A 15606-nucleotide genomic window follows, 5' to 3' on the forward strand; every position below is an offset into this window, starting at 1 on the left:
TATAATTCAGCATTAAACTTGTATAGGTGTTGGCTTTATAAAATAGTATGAATAGCGTGGATACTGTGATTTTATAATTCTATAAAATCAATCGCAGCCTTATATTAATTAAATTTAACTTATCATAGTATCTTTGCTATTATAATAAGCATAAACAGACAAGGTATAGAGACCTAAAAACCTGTAGAAGATATATAACGAGCATAGCAATGCAGGAGATGACTTGCTACACTCTTAGACTTCTACATTTGCCTTAGATGATTAAGTCTAAGTTTATAAAAATAACCAGTCTCTTAAATCAACACTCAAACTATAAGGATAATATTATGAGTAATACTAATAATGCAACCAACCAAATCGGTCTAGAAAAAGCAGATATGAGCGAAGTGATTGATAAGTTAAACGATCTACTATCAAGCTATCATATGTTTTATATCAACGTACGTGGTTATCACTGGAACGTAAAAGGTGAGCATTTCTTCACCTTGCACCCACAGTTCGAAGAGCTATATACCAATTTGCAAGTAGAAATTGATGAAATCGCTGAGCGTATCTTAACCTTGGGTGGCACGCCACTGCATGCTTATAGCGACTTTAGTCAACATACCAACATTCAAGAAGATAAAAACGTTAAAGACGGTAATGCTTGTGTGCAAGGTGTAGTGACTGGCCTACAAGCACTGATTGAAGAGCAACGCGAAGTATCAGCATTAGCAGAACGAGCTGAAGACCAAGGTACAGCCGATTTAGTTGATGAGTATGTACAACAACAAGAAAAGCTGATTTGGATGTATAACGCTTTTTTGGCTAAATAACGGCTAAACAGATAAATACATAAAACCATTTATCACTCAATTCGTTTATTAACTGAATAGATAGTAAGTAAGGAAAAAGCACCTAATTTAGGTGCTTTTTTTGTGTTCGCTTTGCTAAAAATCGATAAACGTTAAGCTCTTTCAATAGCTGAACCTATTCTACTTCTCAATCCACTGGCGTATTTTTTCACGCTCTGCTGGCGTTGCTTGTAACCAAAGTTGCATAAACTGATCTAAAGTACTGGTAGAGGCAGTAGCGCTTGTCGTTTGCTGAACTGTGGTCACAGCACCTGTATTGACAGTGCTGGCAGTAGGTTGACCTAACGCAGCAATGGCACGTTGGTTTTGTAGCTCAGCATCATTTGCGCCGCCAAATACACCACCCAATGTTTTACCCAAACCTGATAGCAAACCACCTTGGCTGCCTTCCAAAGCTTGCTGACTGGCAACTACCGTATTATTCTGTTGCACCGCTAGGGTTGGACGCTTAGCATACTCTTTGGCCGCTGCATATTTTTCTGGCTGATTTGGCATGGTAAGACGATAGGTTTGATTGTCCACCAATTCTGCCGTCACACTCACATTACCCGAGCGCAAATAATCGTGCTCATCACGCGGCAAATTGTATAAGCGGTCATATTTAGCGGTAATCGCATGCTGACCTGGCTCTAAGGTAAAAGATTTCTTTAATGGCTGAAACGCACTTTGCTGAATTTCCTGCCCGTTAATAGCGGTTACTTTGATATGGTCATCAACCAGCAAGGTCACTGCCGCATGCGATAGCATAGAGACTGAGCCAGCAGTAATTAGTAATGTGCCCATCGTCAGTTTTTTTAGCAAAGAAGCGTTTGTTTTCATAAGTTATTCCATGAATAGTAAAGGTATTTTCTAAAATTTCTACAGAAAGATAGCGGTTTATATTAAAAATCAAGCGGCATGGTATGCTGATCTTGGTTGGCGACCTCATTATCTACTTGCGTCTCCTGCGCGATATCGGCAAGCTCTGCGGCAAGTGTCTGCTCATCAATCGTGCGCAGCGCATCGCTAATGACCGCTTTGGATATATTACTACGACCAAGGTTAGAAAACATCGGCTGAATGTAATTTAGGACGTCCATCATAGCGCCGATACGATGCGGCCCTTCGGTGAGCAAATGATTGATAATACGCTCATCAAACTGCCAACCGCGGCGACGTAAGATAGATTGTAGCAAAGCTTGACGGTCTGCCAAATCATGACCGGTTGGCACTTTAAAGCTTGGTGACTGCGCCAAACGGGTGAGGAGATCTGTTAGCTGAAAAGGTAATTCGGTCGCGGGTTTGTTGGAGGCAAAAATCAGCTGCCGTTGCCCCTCTCGGCTACGATTAATTAAGTGAAATAAGGCTTCTTGCCATTGGCTGCTTTGCTCAAGCACTTCTAAATCATCAATCGCAATCAGGGAAAAATTTTCTAAAGAAGATAGAACATTGACATCGGTATGAATCAGCTCATTTAATGACAGACAAATCGCTGATTTGTCCATCTCAATAAACGACTCACAGATGGCGGATAATAAGTGCGACTTGCCCGTCTCTGGGCTGCCAAATAGGTACAGCTGACCTATCAGGCCGACATGTAGCTGCCGCACTGCATCGATAATAGACATCCAACCTGGACCGGCAAAGTCGCTGAGACTCGCATCATGCTTAATGTCCAGATTGAGACTTAGCTGTGCTTCTGCCATGAATCATCAACTCGGTTTGCGTAGCGCAATCACTAAAAAGGCTAAACGACTAATATTCTGTAAACTGGCTTTGCTAACTTTCACATTTAGCAAAGCCAACCTAATAACGGTAAATACCGTTAATACTGCGCCTATATATAACATATTTGCAAAATGACTGACAAGTCTTTTACCCATTAAGCCCAATCTATCATTATTCATAGAATGTCTGGGCGATTTATTTTTCTTCAAATAACGCCAATTGTTTACGGCCTTTATAAAAGTCAGTCGATTGATAATAGGCGTATAAATGACGGAATAAGACATTAAGCACAGCGGACACCGGTAGCGCAATCAGCATACCGACGAAACCTAATAAGCTTGCCCCTGCCAATACGGCAAAAATAACCCATAACGGCGATAAACCGATTTTGTCGCCCAACAATAACGGTTGTAAAATATAACCCTCTGCCGCTTGTCCGACCAAAAACGCGCCAACCACTAAGGCTAGATAAGTCCAGTCTAAACCAAATTGGAATAAAGAGGCGATAATCGCGGCGATAAAGCCGATACCAAAGCCTAAATACGGTACGAAGCTTGCGATACCAGCCACCATACCAATAATCAAACCAAGCTCAAGCCCAATAAGCTGGAGCTGTACAGCATAAATGACGCCTAATAATACCATGACCAATAATTGACCTTTAATAAATGCCATCAAGGCTTGATCGCATTCTTTAGCAATGGCAACCACCTTTTTGCAATAAGGCGCCGGAATTGCCATTTTCCAAGTATGCAGACGCTGATCCCAATTAAATAGGAAATAAAAGGTTAAAATCGGCACCAGTACAATCAAGCCAGCATTATTAATAAAATTCATACTAGAGACCAAAATTTGGCTCATCATGCTGCTGGCATCAGCGAATTTATAATTGGTCTGCATATAATCAACCAAAGTATCAGAGAAACCTTTGCTTTCTAATTCTGGCAGACGAATACGGCTGTTATTGATAAACCACTCACGTACAACTTGGTTATACCAATTTAATACTTTGGGTAGATATTCCCATGCCGCTTGCAGTTGATGCCATAAGGTCGGTATTAACCACCAAAGCAGCAGCACCATGCCAAGCGTAATCGTCGAATAAACGATGATAATGGCTATCCAACGCTTGATATATTTTGATAAACGCTTAACCAGTGGATTAAATAAATAAGCCAGTACAAAAGCCACGACAAACGGCACGATAACCGGCATCATCAAATACAATAAGAATACCGCTATAACAATCGCAACGACGATAAATAAGCGCCGAAAAAAGGGATCTATTGGTTGGTTTATCATTAAGGGTAACCCTACGATTAAGTCTATGTAAAATTCTGGCGTCTAATGGTTTGTTCACTGAAATATGTCTTCAGCGGCTTTATATTTGTCATGGTCATTAGCAGCGTCATCGTCGTAGGTTTTGCCAACGACTTTGGCGTTCTATTATCGCAGAGTCGAACAAAAAATCAGTCATTTTTTGTTTCTTAATTTTTTATTGTACCTAAGACGGCTTTATTAGCTCTCTTCTGCAAATATCCGCCAAATATTGGTAAGTTGCTTTGCGGCTAAGGGTCATTTTTGGGTATAATGCGCGCACTATCTGCAAAATTAACACGACCGATCCGCTTTTCTACTGACCGACCTTCATTCCTTATAAAATTTGTGAGATGACCATGAGTAACAAGCCTTCTTTAAGCTACAAAGATGCTGGCGTCGATATTGATGCCGGCGATGCGTTGGTGCAACGTATTAAATCAGTGGCAAAAGCCACCTCTCGTCCTGAGGTTGTGGGCGGACTTGGCGGTTTTGGGGCGCTTTGTCGTATTCCGACTGGTTACACCTCACCGTTGTTGGTTTCGGGTACGGACGGTGTCGGTACCAAGCTTAAATTGGCCTTGCAATTAAACCGTCATGACACCATCGGTATCGACTTGGTGGCTATGTGCGTCAATGATTTATTGGTTTGCGGTGCTGAGCCATTATTTTTCTTAGATTATTATGCAACGGGCAAGCTTGATGTCGATGTCGCGGCAACTGTTGTCACGGGCATTGGCGAAGGCTGTAAATTATCAAATTGCGCGCTCATTGGCGGCGAAACCGCTGAGATGCCGGGCATGTATCAAGATGATGATTATGACCTAGCCGGTTTCTGTGTCGGCGTAGTCGAAGAAGCGGAAGTTATCACTGGTGAAAACGTCAGCGAGGGCGATGTATTGATTGCCCTTGCTTCAAGCGGCGCGCATTCTAATGGCTACTCATTGGTACGTAAAGTCATCGAAGTCAGCGGCGTTGATGTCACGACAAGCGATGAGCAATTAGATGGTCAGCCTATTCAGGATGCACTGATGGCGCCGACACGTATTTATGTTAAAGCCATTAAAGCCTTGCAAGATACCCTTGGTAGCTCAGCCTTACATGCGATGTCACATATCACCGGCGGGGGCTTAACCGATAACCTGCCGCGTGTACTACCAGATAATTTAGCCGCTAGCATTGATACGAGCAGCTGGCAGTTCTCAGAGCTATTTACGTGGCTACAAACCCAAGGCAATATCGAGCAAAGTGAGATGTACCGCACCTTTAACTGCGGCGTCGGTTTTGTCATCGTTGTGCCTAAAGACAAAGCAGAAGCTGCTATCAAGACCTTAAATGATGCAGGCGAAAACGCTTGGAAATTGGGTGAAATGGTGAGCCGTGAAGCGGACGCCGTGGTGTACCGTTAATGCCAGACGACAATTTAAAAAGTATTGCAAAAAAATTAGCTAAACCGTTACGCGTCGCTGTCTTGGTATCTGGTAGTGGTAGCAACCTGCAAGTATTGATTAATGCCATGCAAGCTGGCGCGCTACCGATTGAGATTGTTGGCGTCATCAGTAACCGTGAAGACGCTTATGCCATCACACGCGCTAATGACGCTGCGATTCCAGTTGCCGTCTTATCTCACGTTGCGAGCGGCAAACGTATGGGGATCAAAACTTTTGAAACCCATGCCAGCGCACAGCTAAGCGCTTGGCAGCCTGATGTGATTGTGCTTGCAGGATTTATGCGCGTATTAAGCGCCTCATTTATCGATAATGCGCCTGCGCCAATGATTAACCTGCACCCTGCTTTGCTGCCTGCTTATAAGGGCCTAGATACCCATCAGCGCGCGATACAAGCGGGCGAACGCCATCATGGCTGTAGTATTCATGTGGTCACCGCCGAGCTTGATGCCGGTGCGGTGTTGACCCAAGCGCTGCTTGAAGTTGATTACAAAGACACTGCGGATAGCCTGCAAGCACGCGTACAAAAAGGTGAGCATCAACTCTTACCGTGGACCCTATTACTGATTGCTAAAGGTATTATTGACTTAGATAATCCACCTAATGATACTAAATCATCTTATCTACCGGCTTTACCGCTAAAGCTATGGTTAGATGTTTAAGCTTTTCTAATAAACTAAAAAGCAGAATCCATAACGGGTTCTGCTTTTTTATGCTTAAGTCAAAGATAATATATAGTGATTGAAAAGTAATATCGATACATCACGCACTGCTGATATCGTCGCGTTTTTAGGATATTTTGACTATATAGCAATAGCAAAAAAAATACCTCGTTACTGAATAACGAGGTATCTAAGATTAACAGTCTAAAACACTTTAATAATTAAGCAGGCTTTTTATTAACCACATGTACTGCTTTAATATTGACAAATTCTTTGATACCAAAGCCACCATGTTCACGGCCATAGCCTGAATCCTTCACGCCACCAAATGGCAGACCTGGATTGACCAAATTATAGCCATTGATGTAAACCATCCCCGTATCGAAATGCTGCTGGGCTAAATTAATCGCTTTCTCTTCGTCTTTTGAAAAGATAGCACCGCCGAGACCATAACGACTGTCATTGGCAATGCGGAAAGCATCGTCTTGGTCTTTGGCACGAATAAGCGCGGCAACAGGACCAAATAACTCATCTTTATAAGCTGGTTGATCAGGTTTGATGTTTTCCAAAATCGTTGGTGGATAAAACGCGCCCGGCTTATCAGGTACTTCACCGCCGATCGTAATGGTCGCGCCTTTATCTACGCTTTCTTGTACTTGCTTATGCAAAGTATCGCGTTGTTTGCTACTCGACATCGGGCCTACGTCCGTCGACTTTTCCATTGGATCGCCAACTTTATAGTCATTGAATTTTTCAATAACGAGGTCACGGAATTTATCATAGACACTATCAACAACGACGAAGCGTTTGGCTGCAATACAAGTTTCGCCATTATTGTATAAACGTGCATGGGCGCAAGTTGCTGCTGCTAAGTCTAAGTCGGCATCCTCTAACACAATAAAGGCATCATTCGAGCCAAGTTCCATAACCGTCTTTTTCAGTACTTTGGCCGCTTGCTGCGCCACTACTCGGCCAGCGACATCACTACCCGTTAAGGTAACACCGCGTACTTTCTCGTGCTCGATCACTTTTTCAGATTGATCATGATCGATAATCAAGGCACGGAATAAGCCTTCTGGTAAGTCAGATTCTTGCATGATTTTTTCAATCAATTGACCTGAGCCAGTCACGTTGGATGCGTGCTTAAGCAGGATACTGTTACCGGCCATCAAGTTAGCAATGGTATAGCGGAATACTTGGTAAGCTGGGAAGTTCCACGGCTGGATACCATAGATAATACCGATAGGATCATAGCTGATTAGACCTTTTTTAATGCCTTCGATATCGCGTTCGTCGTCAGCTAAAGCAGCGACGCCTTCACTCGCGGTAAAATCACAAATCGCTTTACATAAATCTACTTCAGCTAAGCTTGCCTCTAAGGTCTTACCACGCTCTTCGGTCATTAGCTTCGCAAGCTCTTCCTTATACTTCATTAGCGTCTCGCCAATCGAGTTAATGACTTTGGCGCGTTCATCGGCATCAACCAAACGCCATTTTGAAAACGCTTCGTGTGAGGCATCGATGATTTTATTCACTTCATCATCGCTCATATAAGTGTAAGTTTTAATGTCTTTACCTGTTGCTGGGTTCACAGTGGTGATATCTGCCATGATAATTGTCCTTATTTATTTGCTTATTATGTAATGGATATTTATTAAACGAGCCATGATGACTAAGAAATATTCTATCGTTAAGTGTGTCGATATTATCGAATCACTTAACAATGCTCGCTTTAGTTGTCTTTTTTCTTAATGTCCATTTAGCATAACAAAATGCACCAGCGGTAGTTTTACAAGTTATGAAGAAGTGTGCGTAAGATGTTAATAGTGTGACACCCTTATAAAGACTGGCTTTATTTAAAAAAACTAAATTTAGAAAATCTTTTGAGTTAAGGAGCTTTTAAATTAAAAAAGGTTGATCTAAAAAATAGAGGCAATAAAAAAACCAGCCCATGATACATGCGCTGGTTCTTTAAAAGTTGTGCTAAAACAAATGGTTAATGACTGGAATCTCTGGTGGCGGATTCTCTTCTTCGGCGACTACTTGCCGTGCCACATGCATAATCAGCTGACGTAACCAACGATGCGCTGGGTGATGCTGTAACAATGGTGACCACGCCATCGTCAGCTCAAACTCAGGGATAAAGAATGGTGGCTCTTCCATAATGATACTGTCATTATTGGCCTGCATTCTCGCCACCCGCGTCGGCAAAGTCGCAATCAAATCTTTATTGGCGGCAAGCATCGCTGGCATTTGATAGTGACGGGTAAAGACGCTGATTTGGCGCTTTTGCCCTAAACGTTGCAATGCCTGATCGATAGAACCAAGCCCACCTGATTTTTCTGGATTAACCCCAAAGCCAACGCCCATACCTGTTTTGGACACCCAAACATGCTGCGCTTTTAGATAATTTTTTAAATTAAAACGATTGGCATATGGCCCTTCAGCAGATAACAAACAGCTAAATGTATCGCGCCAAACCAATACTTGATGGAAGCTTTGCGGAATCTCATTAAAACGGTTAATCGCTAAATCTACGCGCCCCTGTTCCATATCACGGTAGGAAACATCAGAGGGCGTCAAGAAATCCAAAATCACATTGGGCGCTTCAGAGCGTAGCGCTTTGACCAGTTTTGGCACCAAAGTCGCCTCAGCATAATCTGAGGTCATAATACGAAAAACCCGCGAGGTACTATAAGGACGAAACTCAGTACGCGGCTCAAGCACTTGCGTCAAATCTGCTAATATCTCACGAATACGCGGCTGCAGCTCAAGCGCGCGTTCGGTCGGCGTCATACCTTCCGATGAGCGCACCAATAACGGGTCATTAAACAACTTACGTAGGCGCCGCAAAATATTACTCATCGCCGGCTGGGTAATGCCGAGCTGCTCAGCTGCACGTGTGACGTTTTTTTCACGTAGTAGTACATCTAAATGTACCAACAAATTCAAATCAACCCGCTGCAAATTCATATCTATTTCTCTTTACCGTAGAATAAATGCCACCATAAGCTTAAAAAAGCGCGGCATCTTCCGTTCTATTATTTTACAAAATTGTTTTGCGACTGCTTAAATCAAGCGTTTTTCTATCTAAATAATTTTAATATACGCTTATTATACCCCAGTTTACCCTGCTCAAGCCATTGTTATATCTATACTATAACCAAATGAAATACCCAAGATAATAATCATAAACTAGATAAATCAGGGTAACCTAGCTATAGTGCTTAGCAAGCGCTGATAAGTCATTTTCAAATCTTATGCCATCAGCACGGCTTTTAACGAATCAATGATGGCTGCTATTTTATCGCATTTTTATACTAAAAGATGGTCAGAAAGCTTATTGCGTAAGCTTTATTATGCAAGCCGTTTTTTATAAATTTGGCGTTTTGCTCGCGGCAGTTTTTAGGCTTGAATTGATGCTATATACGCTTTAGGCTAATAAGTGGTTTAACTGGCAAGCACATCTTAACTAAAACAGCGTCAATTAAATCTAAAAAATAAAAGCTGACCAATAAGACAGGTTTTATTTGCTTTTATAATCATTTTCTTATAGTTTAGTAAAGATTGCTCAGGTAAAAGGTTTATATCCCGAACTTTACTTTTGCCAATGTATTTCTTTTCAAGAAACATTATTTTACCAGCAACACTTATCTGCATATTTTACTTAAGTAATTTACATCCCCTTTAATCCCCACCCCACCAAGGAGACTATAGATGTCAACTGCATATAAATCAGCGATTGATCTAGTACGTGAACTAAAGCAAAAGCACGGTAACTGGCAGAATATCAGCGAGACTGATGCCGCACGTATGATGATGCAAAACCGTTTCAAAACTGGTTTAGATATCGCCAAGTATACTGCAAAAATCATGCGTCAAGACATGGAAGATTATGACAATGATACGTCTCAGTACACGCAATCTCTAGGTGCATGGCACGGTTTTGTTGCTCAGCAAACTATGTACGCTAAGAAAAAATACTTTGGCACTACCGCTAAAACGTACATCTACCTATCAGGTTGGATGGTTGCTGCTCTGCGTTCTGAGTTTGGTCCTCTACCTGACCAATCTATGCACGAAAAAACGTCTGTGCCTAAACTAATCGAAGAAATCTACACCTTCTTACGTCAAGCTGATGCTAAAGTGTTAAACGACTACTTCCGTGAGCTAAACGCTGCAGAAGAAGCGGGTCAAGACACTTCAGCTATCCTAGAAAAAATCGAAAACTTCGATTCACACGTTGTGCCAATCATTGCTGATATCGATGCCGGTTTCGGTAACGAAGAAGCGACTTACTTGCTAACTAAGCAAATGATTGAAGCCGGTGCTTGTGCTATCCAAGTTGAAAACCAAGTGTCTGACGCAAAACAGTGTGGTCACCAAGCGGGTAAAGTAACCGTACCGCATGAAGACTACATCGCAAAAATCAATGCGATTCGTTATGCATTCCTAGAATTGGGCGTTGAAGACGGTATTATCGTTGCTCGTACTGATAGTGAGGGCGCATCACTCACGCAAAAAATCCCAGTATCAAATGAGCCAGGCGACCTTGCTTCTCAATATATCGACTTCCTAGAAATGGAAGAAGTGACCATCGAAGAAGCTAATGAAAATGACAGCCTTCTTAAGCACAACGGCAAATTGGTTCGTCCTAAGCGTCTAGCTAACGGTCTATATCAGTTCCGTGAAGAAACCAACATCGACCGCGTCGTACTTGACTGTGTCACTGCTCTAGAAAACGGTGCTGATCTACTATGGATCGAAACACCTACTCCAGACGTAGAACACATCAAAATGATGGTTGACCGTATTAAAGAAGAGCAGCCAAAAGCGAAGCTTGTATACAACAACAGCCCATCGTTCAACTGGACGCTAAACTTCCGTAAGCAAGTTATCGCTCAGTGGGAAGAAGAAGGCAAAGACGTATCAAGCTACAACAAAGACAACTTGATGAGTGCTGATTACGACGGTACTGAGCTTGATGAAGCTGCTGATATCGCTGCGAAGAACTTCCAACGTGACGCATCACGCGAAGCGGGTGTCTTCCATCACCTAATCACGCTACCTACTTACCACACCACTGCACTTAGCGTTCATGAGCTTGCTAAAGGCTACTTCGGTGAAGAAGGTATGCTTGCTTATGCAGCTGGCGTCCAACGTAAAGAAATCCGTGAAGGCATCGCTTGTGTTAAACACCAAGCAATGGCGGGTTCTGACCTTGGCGATGATCACAAAGAAATTTTCTCTGGTGAAAACGCCCTTAAAGCTGGTGGTGGCAAAAACACCATGAACCAGTTCTAATAATCGCTCACTTATAGTTATATTTTATAAGTACCCGTTATAAAAAAGCCGTCCTACTTAGTAGGGCGGTTTTTTTTGGCTTTAAATAATTTCCCTGTATAAAACGATAGCGTTATTAAATAGCCATTTTTAGCACATTTAGATGTCTATCGATTGAACTGGGAACACGCCCTAGTATCCGCTAATCAGCCAAAGTAAAACTTTTACTTGTCATTGTTCGATAGCTTTCATACGATGGTAATTATTTAACAGGTATTACTAACCATTCATAACTATAATCGGGAGCCATCATGCAAGAGATAGAGCTGAAGTTTCTAGTACCAGAATCGCGCCTAAAAGGTTTGATGCGCCAAGCGAATATTAAATCCTCACAGCTTACGCAGCTGGCCGCGCATTATTATGACACTCCCGATCAGCAGCTCGCTAAGGCGGGTATTGGCTTACGTATTCGTCAGGAAGGCGATGCGTGGGTGCAGACCATCAAAGCGGGTGGCGACGGTATTGCAGCGCGTTTAGAGCACAATGCGGTACTAGATACCCAACAAGTCCAAGCCATGTTGGACACCAATACGCTCATGCCTGATTTGAGCATTTATCAAGACACTTCCATCGCCCCTGCTCTAGAACCATTTAAATTAACGAAACTGGCTAAAACGCTCACCCGCTTATATGTCACCGATGTCGAGCGTATAACGCGATTGCTCACAGATAATAGCGACAAGGACAGCAGCAATCAGATTGAAATGGCATACGACTGCGGAGCGATTATCCACGGTAGAGATGATACTCAGCGCGATAGTATTCAAGAAATCGAGTTTGAGCTGATATCAGGCGATGTAGATTTTTTATTTACGACTGCCAAAACCTGGTGTCAGCGCCATAAACTCTGCTTGTCTACAGTGACCAAAGCCGAGCGCGGTGGCTTATTAATTACGGGGCAACAACATAGCCGAGCGGTTAGCGCCAATCTTAGCGATCTAACTGTTGCTAAAGACAGCAGCAGGCCGGCATTTATACGGGCAGTCGTACATAATTGCCTATTGCAAATACTACCCAATAGTAGCGCCATCGTCGCAGGCAGTACGGACAATGAGCATATTTTACAATTGTATAACGGCATTCAGCGCTTACGTACCGCGCTTAAGCTATTTAAAGGCTTCTCCGATGAGCTCAATCCTGACTGGGTGATTATTCTTAAACAAACAGCGACTTTACTGGCTGATTATCGCAAGCTTGCTTATCTTGCCAGTCATATCGAGCCCTACTTACAAGCGCATGAGGCACCAAGCGTTGATTGGTCGGCAGAAATTGAAGCGGCGAAAATCACTCCTATCGATGCGGTACGTGCCAATAATTTACAACTGACGTTGCTTGAGCTAATAGCCTTTACCATGAGTAACCCCAACCTTGAACCACAGGCAAATAAACGCGCCGCTCATAAGCTTAGAAAAACATTGGACAAACGTTATAAAAAATTGTTGAAAGCTGAGAGTAAGCTCCATGAAGCTAGGAATGCTAACGCGGATAGCAAAGATTTAACTGGTGTCAATTTGGAGAGCGTGAGTTCAGAAAGTATTAACTTAGAAGGCGTTAAATCAAAAGGTGTTAAATCAAAAGGCGTTAATTTAGAAAGTAGAGAGCCGCAAAGTCTGCAGACGAAGGATATAGATTTGTCAGCCAAGGACGAAAAACAAGCCCAGTATAAACTGTACCGACAGCTTGAAAAATTGCGCTACGTTAGTGAATTTGCAGCGCCCTTAATCAACAATGAAAATCTCAAAAATAAAAAGCTCAACAGTAAAAAGTCTAAAAAGAAAAGCAAGCGCTTCCTAAAACATCTCGTAAAAGTACAGCAAGCGCTTAGGCAACAACTTGATACCACTTATTATCAGCAGTGCTATCAACATAAAGCGAGCTCAGACTCGAATGCCTTGTACGGCGCAGGCTGGTTGAATGCTTCTTTAATAGATACACAGAAAAAGTCTAAAAAACGCTTAGCTAAGCTTAAATCTGCGGATAAGTTCTGGTAATAAAAACTAAAACTGGCTTTTTGACCCTGTATCTTACTTATAATTAACTTAACCTTTACATAATTCAAAAAAGGACAGCGACCATCAGGTACGTTGTCTTTTTTTATGCGTAATGTTTTTAAGCATGATGTTTTTTAAGCATGATGTTTTTTAAGCGTAGTGTTTTCTAAGCATAGTGTTTTCTAAGCATAGTGTTTTCGAGTAAATATCAACGAGCAATAATGGTCACAGTTGTGCCCTCGGTCACTTGTTCAAATAACTCCAAAATATCCTCATTGCGCATCCGTATACAGCCGTGAGAGAGCGGCTCGCCCATTGGTTCGCTGTCTGGTGTGCCATGAATATAAATATAACGCTGATAAGTATCGCAGCCGCCGTGAACATTACTGCCTTTATTCAACCCCTCTTCAAGACCGCGTAACCATAAAATACGGCTTAATATCCAATCGCGCTCTGGATACAGTTTACCAAGCTCTGCACTATAGACCTCGCCTGTCGGTTTGCGTCCCACAAATACCGCGTTCATGGGTTCATTGCCGCCGATTTTTGCCGCGATAATGTGCTTACCAAGGGGTGTGCAGCCGCTATCTTGCTGGCTGCCAATACCGTTTTTAGCGGTCGATACCGTATATTGAGTCATTCCTTTATCGTATTTATATAGCGTTAACGTTTGCTGAGCAATGTTAATAACCAGTCGCACATCAGAATTTTCGTTAAACTCTTCGGTAAAGCTTTCGTTATTTGTCATAAGATTTTCCAGCGCTCATAAATCTACAGCGGTTATTATCAACTGCGTTGAGAGTAAATAGTGAGCGAAATGTTTGCGTTTTTCTATTATTAAGGGATTGTATCAAGGCTTTTGGCACCGTAATATAGGGGCACACTTTTTGATGCTAGCAGATTATGACGACTATTTCACCGACACGTGTGTCGATGTATGATTTTCTCTATCAAGATACCAAGCCGATGGTGTCATTATTGGCAGACGTGGCTAAGCTGTCATTACCGCAAGCGCGTTTGGCGATGGATGCCAGTTTGCAAGCGATTATCAGTGCCTTACTTGCTTATCATCAGCATAACGATGGGCAGGCCGTAAGCAAAAAACTGTTTACTCGTACCGCCGTCAAAGAACTACGCCGATATAATTCAATGAATTTTTCGACCATCAATGCGACTTTATATTATCGCCAAGAGGTGGCCGATGCGATTTTTCATGAGAATGCGCGCGTGATCAAAGCCAGTGATTACATTGCAGAGCGCATTGAGGCGACGTCACCGCAAGTGCAAATACTACTCACCTCTTTATGCGTGATTGTCTTACGTGAACTGGCGATTTTAGCAGAATATAGCCAGCTTGATAATGAGGAGCTGGACAAATGGTTCGCCTTGCAGCCGCAGTTTTTATCCGTCGAGCGCTTTGTGGCCAATAAACCAGCGTTAGAATCTACCAAGCGGGCTGAACCTAATGAGAATGAAAAAACAACCACTTCTACAGAAACTGCTTTACAGTCAGACTTAAAAGTAGATGTAGAGACAGAAGTAAGAAACACCACAGAACGTACTTTATTGAGCACAGCGCAGCTCGCTGATACTCCGCCCGCTTTTGACCCTTATTGGCACGAGTTGACGACGTTTAAACCTGAAAACCATGAGCTTGTCCAAGACATGCAACTAGCGACGGGCAATTATTTAAAGGTCATTGGGCGCTCACCTGCCAATGCTCAACAAGGTAAACACAATGACTTATTGGTGTTTGCCGAAATGTCAGCCATAAGCTTGCCGCACCAGCGTTGGCTGTTGCAACTGGCGAAAATTTCAGAAATATATTTGCAGCGCAACCGCCTAAGAATTACCTCCGAGCCTGCCAGCGCACCAAAACCACCTTTGGTAAGCTTAGGTCTAATTGGCGGCAATAACGACAATACGCCGACCACCACCAGTGAAAAGCCGATTGAATACGACGCGCCTATACCGCTCTGGAAAAATCCCGTTATCCTAATCATTATTGCGGTTATTGGCGTACTTGGCGGGCTAGCAGCGCTCAAATATCAAAGCCAAAAATCTGACGGTATCAAATTGGCCACAGAAGAAGTCATCGAGCAAGATCTTATCAAGGAGCGCCAACAGCAAGATGTGGCGATTGTTATGGTAGACGATGATGAAGATGGCGCTGAAGAACCAAAAGCGTCTCAATAAGAATAATTCATAGATAAATTTTGAAGTAGACGAAAATAGTTGAACAACCCTTAAAAAACCAAAAAAAAGGCGCTAACTTATTAGCGCC

General features: G+C 42.7%; 12 protein-coding genes. 6 read left to right on the plus strand and 6 right to left on the minus strand.

What is annotated here, in order from left to right; translation table 11 throughout:
* Nucleotides 1-326 precede the first annotated feature (326 nt).
* On the plus strand, nucleotides 327-815 hold the full coding sequence (locus tag JMX70_RS02015) for a Dps family protein (protein ID WP_068407074.1): 489 nt from the start codon (nucleotides 327-329) through the stop codon (nucleotides 813-815).
* Nucleotides 816-974: 159 nt separating this feature from the next.
* Here the strand turns inward: JMX70_RS02015 and JMX70_RS02020 are convergent, their stop codons facing one another.
* From JMX70_RS02020 to JMX70_RS02030, 3 genes are all read right to left on the minus strand, one after another.
* On the minus strand, nucleotides 975-1673 hold the full coding sequence (locus JMX70_RS02020) for a DUF2057 family protein (protein WP_201589152.1): 699 nt from the start codon (nucleotides 1671-1673) through the stop codon (nucleotides 975-977).
* Between the two features lie 62 nt (nucleotides 1674-1735).
* Complete coding sequence (gene hda, locus JMX70_RS02025) at nucleotides 1736-2539, minus strand: DnaA regulatory inactivator Hda (protein WP_201589154.1); 804 nt, start codon at nucleotides 2537-2539, stop codon at nucleotides 1736-1738.
* Between the two features lie 217 nt (nucleotides 2540-2756).
* A complete protein-coding gene (locus JMX70_RS02030; protein WP_144297031.1) occupies nucleotides 2757-3863 on the minus strand; it encodes an AI-2E family transporter in 1107 nt (368 codons plus the stop codon).
* 374 nt (nucleotides 3864-4237) lie between these two features.
* Here JMX70_RS02030 and purM point away from each other — a divergent pair, with 374 nt between their 5' ends.
* Together purM and purN are read left to right on the plus strand one after the other, a co-directional pair.
* Nucleotides 4238-5287 (plus strand): phosphoribosylformylglycinamidine cyclo-ligase, encoded by a 1050-nt coding sequence (purM, locus tag JMX70_RS02035; protein ID WP_102077247.1) that lies wholly within the window; start codon nucleotides 4238-4240, stop codon nucleotides 5285-5287.
* The gene (gene purN / locus JMX70_RS02040; protein ID WP_201589157.1) at nucleotides 5287-5988 is read left to right on the plus strand and encodes a phosphoribosylglycinamide formyltransferase; all 702 of its coding nucleotides are present in this window, start codon (nucleotides 5287-5289) and stop codon (nucleotides 5986-5988) included. The genes purM and purN overlap by 1 nt, the downstream gene beginning before the upstream one ends.
* Nucleotides 5989-6209: 221 nt before the next feature.
* On the opposite strand, the gene JMX70_RS02045 is transcribed toward purN, so the two are convergent.
* Both JMX70_RS02045 and JMX70_RS02050 read right to left on the minus strand, forming a co-directional pair.
* On the minus strand, nucleotides 6210-7598 hold the full coding sequence (locus tag JMX70_RS02045) for an NAD-dependent succinate-semialdehyde dehydrogenase (RefSeq protein ID WP_201589160.1): 1389 nt from the start codon (nucleotides 7596-7598) through the stop codon (nucleotides 6210-6212).
* Between the two features lie 373 nt (nucleotides 7599-7971).
* On the minus strand, nucleotides 7972-8961 hold the full coding sequence (locus JMX70_RS02050) for a LysR family transcriptional regulator (RefSeq protein ID WP_068407091.1): 990 nt from the start codon (nucleotides 8959-8961) through the stop codon (nucleotides 7972-7974).
* Between the two features lie 744 nt (nucleotides 8962-9705).
* Between JMX70_RS02050 and JMX70_RS02055 the strand changes: the two genes are divergently transcribed.
* Both JMX70_RS02055 and JMX70_RS02060 read left to right on the plus strand, forming a co-directional pair.
* Entirely contained in the window at nucleotides 9706-11292 is a 1587-nt protein-coding gene (locus JMX70_RS02055; protein WP_102077245.1) for an isocitrate lyase, read from the plus strand.
* Between the two features lie 290 nt (nucleotides 11293-11582).
* The gene (locus JMX70_RS02060; protein ID WP_201589163.1) at nucleotides 11583-13322 is read left to right on the plus strand and encodes a CYTH and CHAD domain-containing protein; all 1740 of its coding nucleotides are present in this window, start codon (nucleotides 11583-11585) and stop codon (nucleotides 13320-13322) included.
* Between the two features lie 208 nt (nucleotides 13323-13530).
* Here JMX70_RS02060 and JMX70_RS02065 read toward each other — a convergent pair whose 3' ends face one another.
* Nucleotides 13531-14070: a L,D-transpeptidase gene (locus JMX70_RS02065; RefSeq protein ID WP_068407100.1), complete on the minus strand. Its 540-nt coding sequence runs from the start codon at nucleotides 14068-14070 to the stop codon at nucleotides 13531-13533.
* A 155-nt stretch (nucleotides 14071-14225) separates the two neighbouring features.
* Between JMX70_RS02065 and JMX70_RS02070 the strand changes: the two genes are divergently transcribed.
* Entirely contained in the window at nucleotides 14226-15518 is a 1293-nt protein-coding gene (locus JMX70_RS02070) for a hypothetical protein (RefSeq protein WP_201589165.1), read from the plus strand.
* Nucleotides 15519-15606: the final 88 nt, after the last annotated feature.

The sequence above is a fragment of the Psychrobacter pulmonis genome (genome assembly GCF_904846465.1).
In the GTDB taxonomy this organism is placed as follows: Bacteria; Pseudomonadota; Gammaproteobacteria; order Pseudomonadales; family Moraxellaceae; genus Psychrobacter; species Psychrobacter faecalis.

What these genes read in the sequence shown, in the direction of transcription:
- JMX70_RS02015 (WP_068407074.1), top strand. Translation starts at nt 327, where the DNA reads ATGAGTAATACTAATAATGCAACCAACCAAATCGGTCTAGAAAAAGCA.
- JMX70_RS02020 (WP_201589152.1), bottom strand. Translation starts at nt 1,673, where the DNA reads ATGAAAACAAACGCTTCTTTGCTAAAAAAACTGACGATGGGCACATTA.
- hda (WP_201589154.1), bottom strand. Translation starts at nt 2,539, where the DNA reads ATGGCAGAAGCACAGCTAAGTCTCAATCTGGACATTAAGCATGATGCG.
- JMX70_RS02030 (WP_144297031.1), bottom strand. Translation starts at nt 3,863, where the DNA reads ATGATAAACCAACCAATAGATCCCTTTTTTCGGCGCTTATTTATCGTC.
- purM (WP_102077247.1), top strand. Translation starts at nt 4,238, where the DNA reads ATGAGTAACAAGCCTTCTTTAAGCTACAAAGATGCTGGCGTCGATATT.
- purN (WP_201589157.1), top strand. Translation starts at nt 5,287, where the DNA reads ATGCCAGACGACAATTTAAAAAGTATTGCAAAAAAATTAGCTAAACCG.
- JMX70_RS02045 (WP_201589160.1), bottom strand. Translation starts at nt 7,598, where the DNA reads ATGGCAGATATCACCACTGTGAACCCAGCAACAGGTAAAGACATTAAA.
- JMX70_RS02050 (WP_068407091.1), bottom strand. Translation starts at nt 8,961, where the DNA reads ATGAATTTGCAGCGGGTTGATTTGAATTTGTTGGTACATTTAGATGTA.
- JMX70_RS02055 (WP_102077245.1), top strand. Translation starts at nt 9,706, where the DNA reads ATGTCAACTGCATATAAATCAGCGATTGATCTAGTACGTGAACTAAAG.
- JMX70_RS02060 (WP_201589163.1), top strand. Translation starts at nt 11,583, where the DNA reads ATGCAAGAGATAGAGCTGAAGTTTCTAGTACCAGAATCGCGCCTAAAA.
- JMX70_RS02065 (WP_068407100.1), bottom strand. Translation starts at nt 14,070, where the DNA reads ATGACAAATAACGAAAGCTTTACCGAAGAGTTTAACGAAAATTCTGAT.
- JMX70_RS02070 (WP_201589165.1), top strand. Translation starts at nt 14,226, where the DNA reads ATGACGACTATTTCACCGACACGTGTGTCGATGTATGATTTTCTCTAT.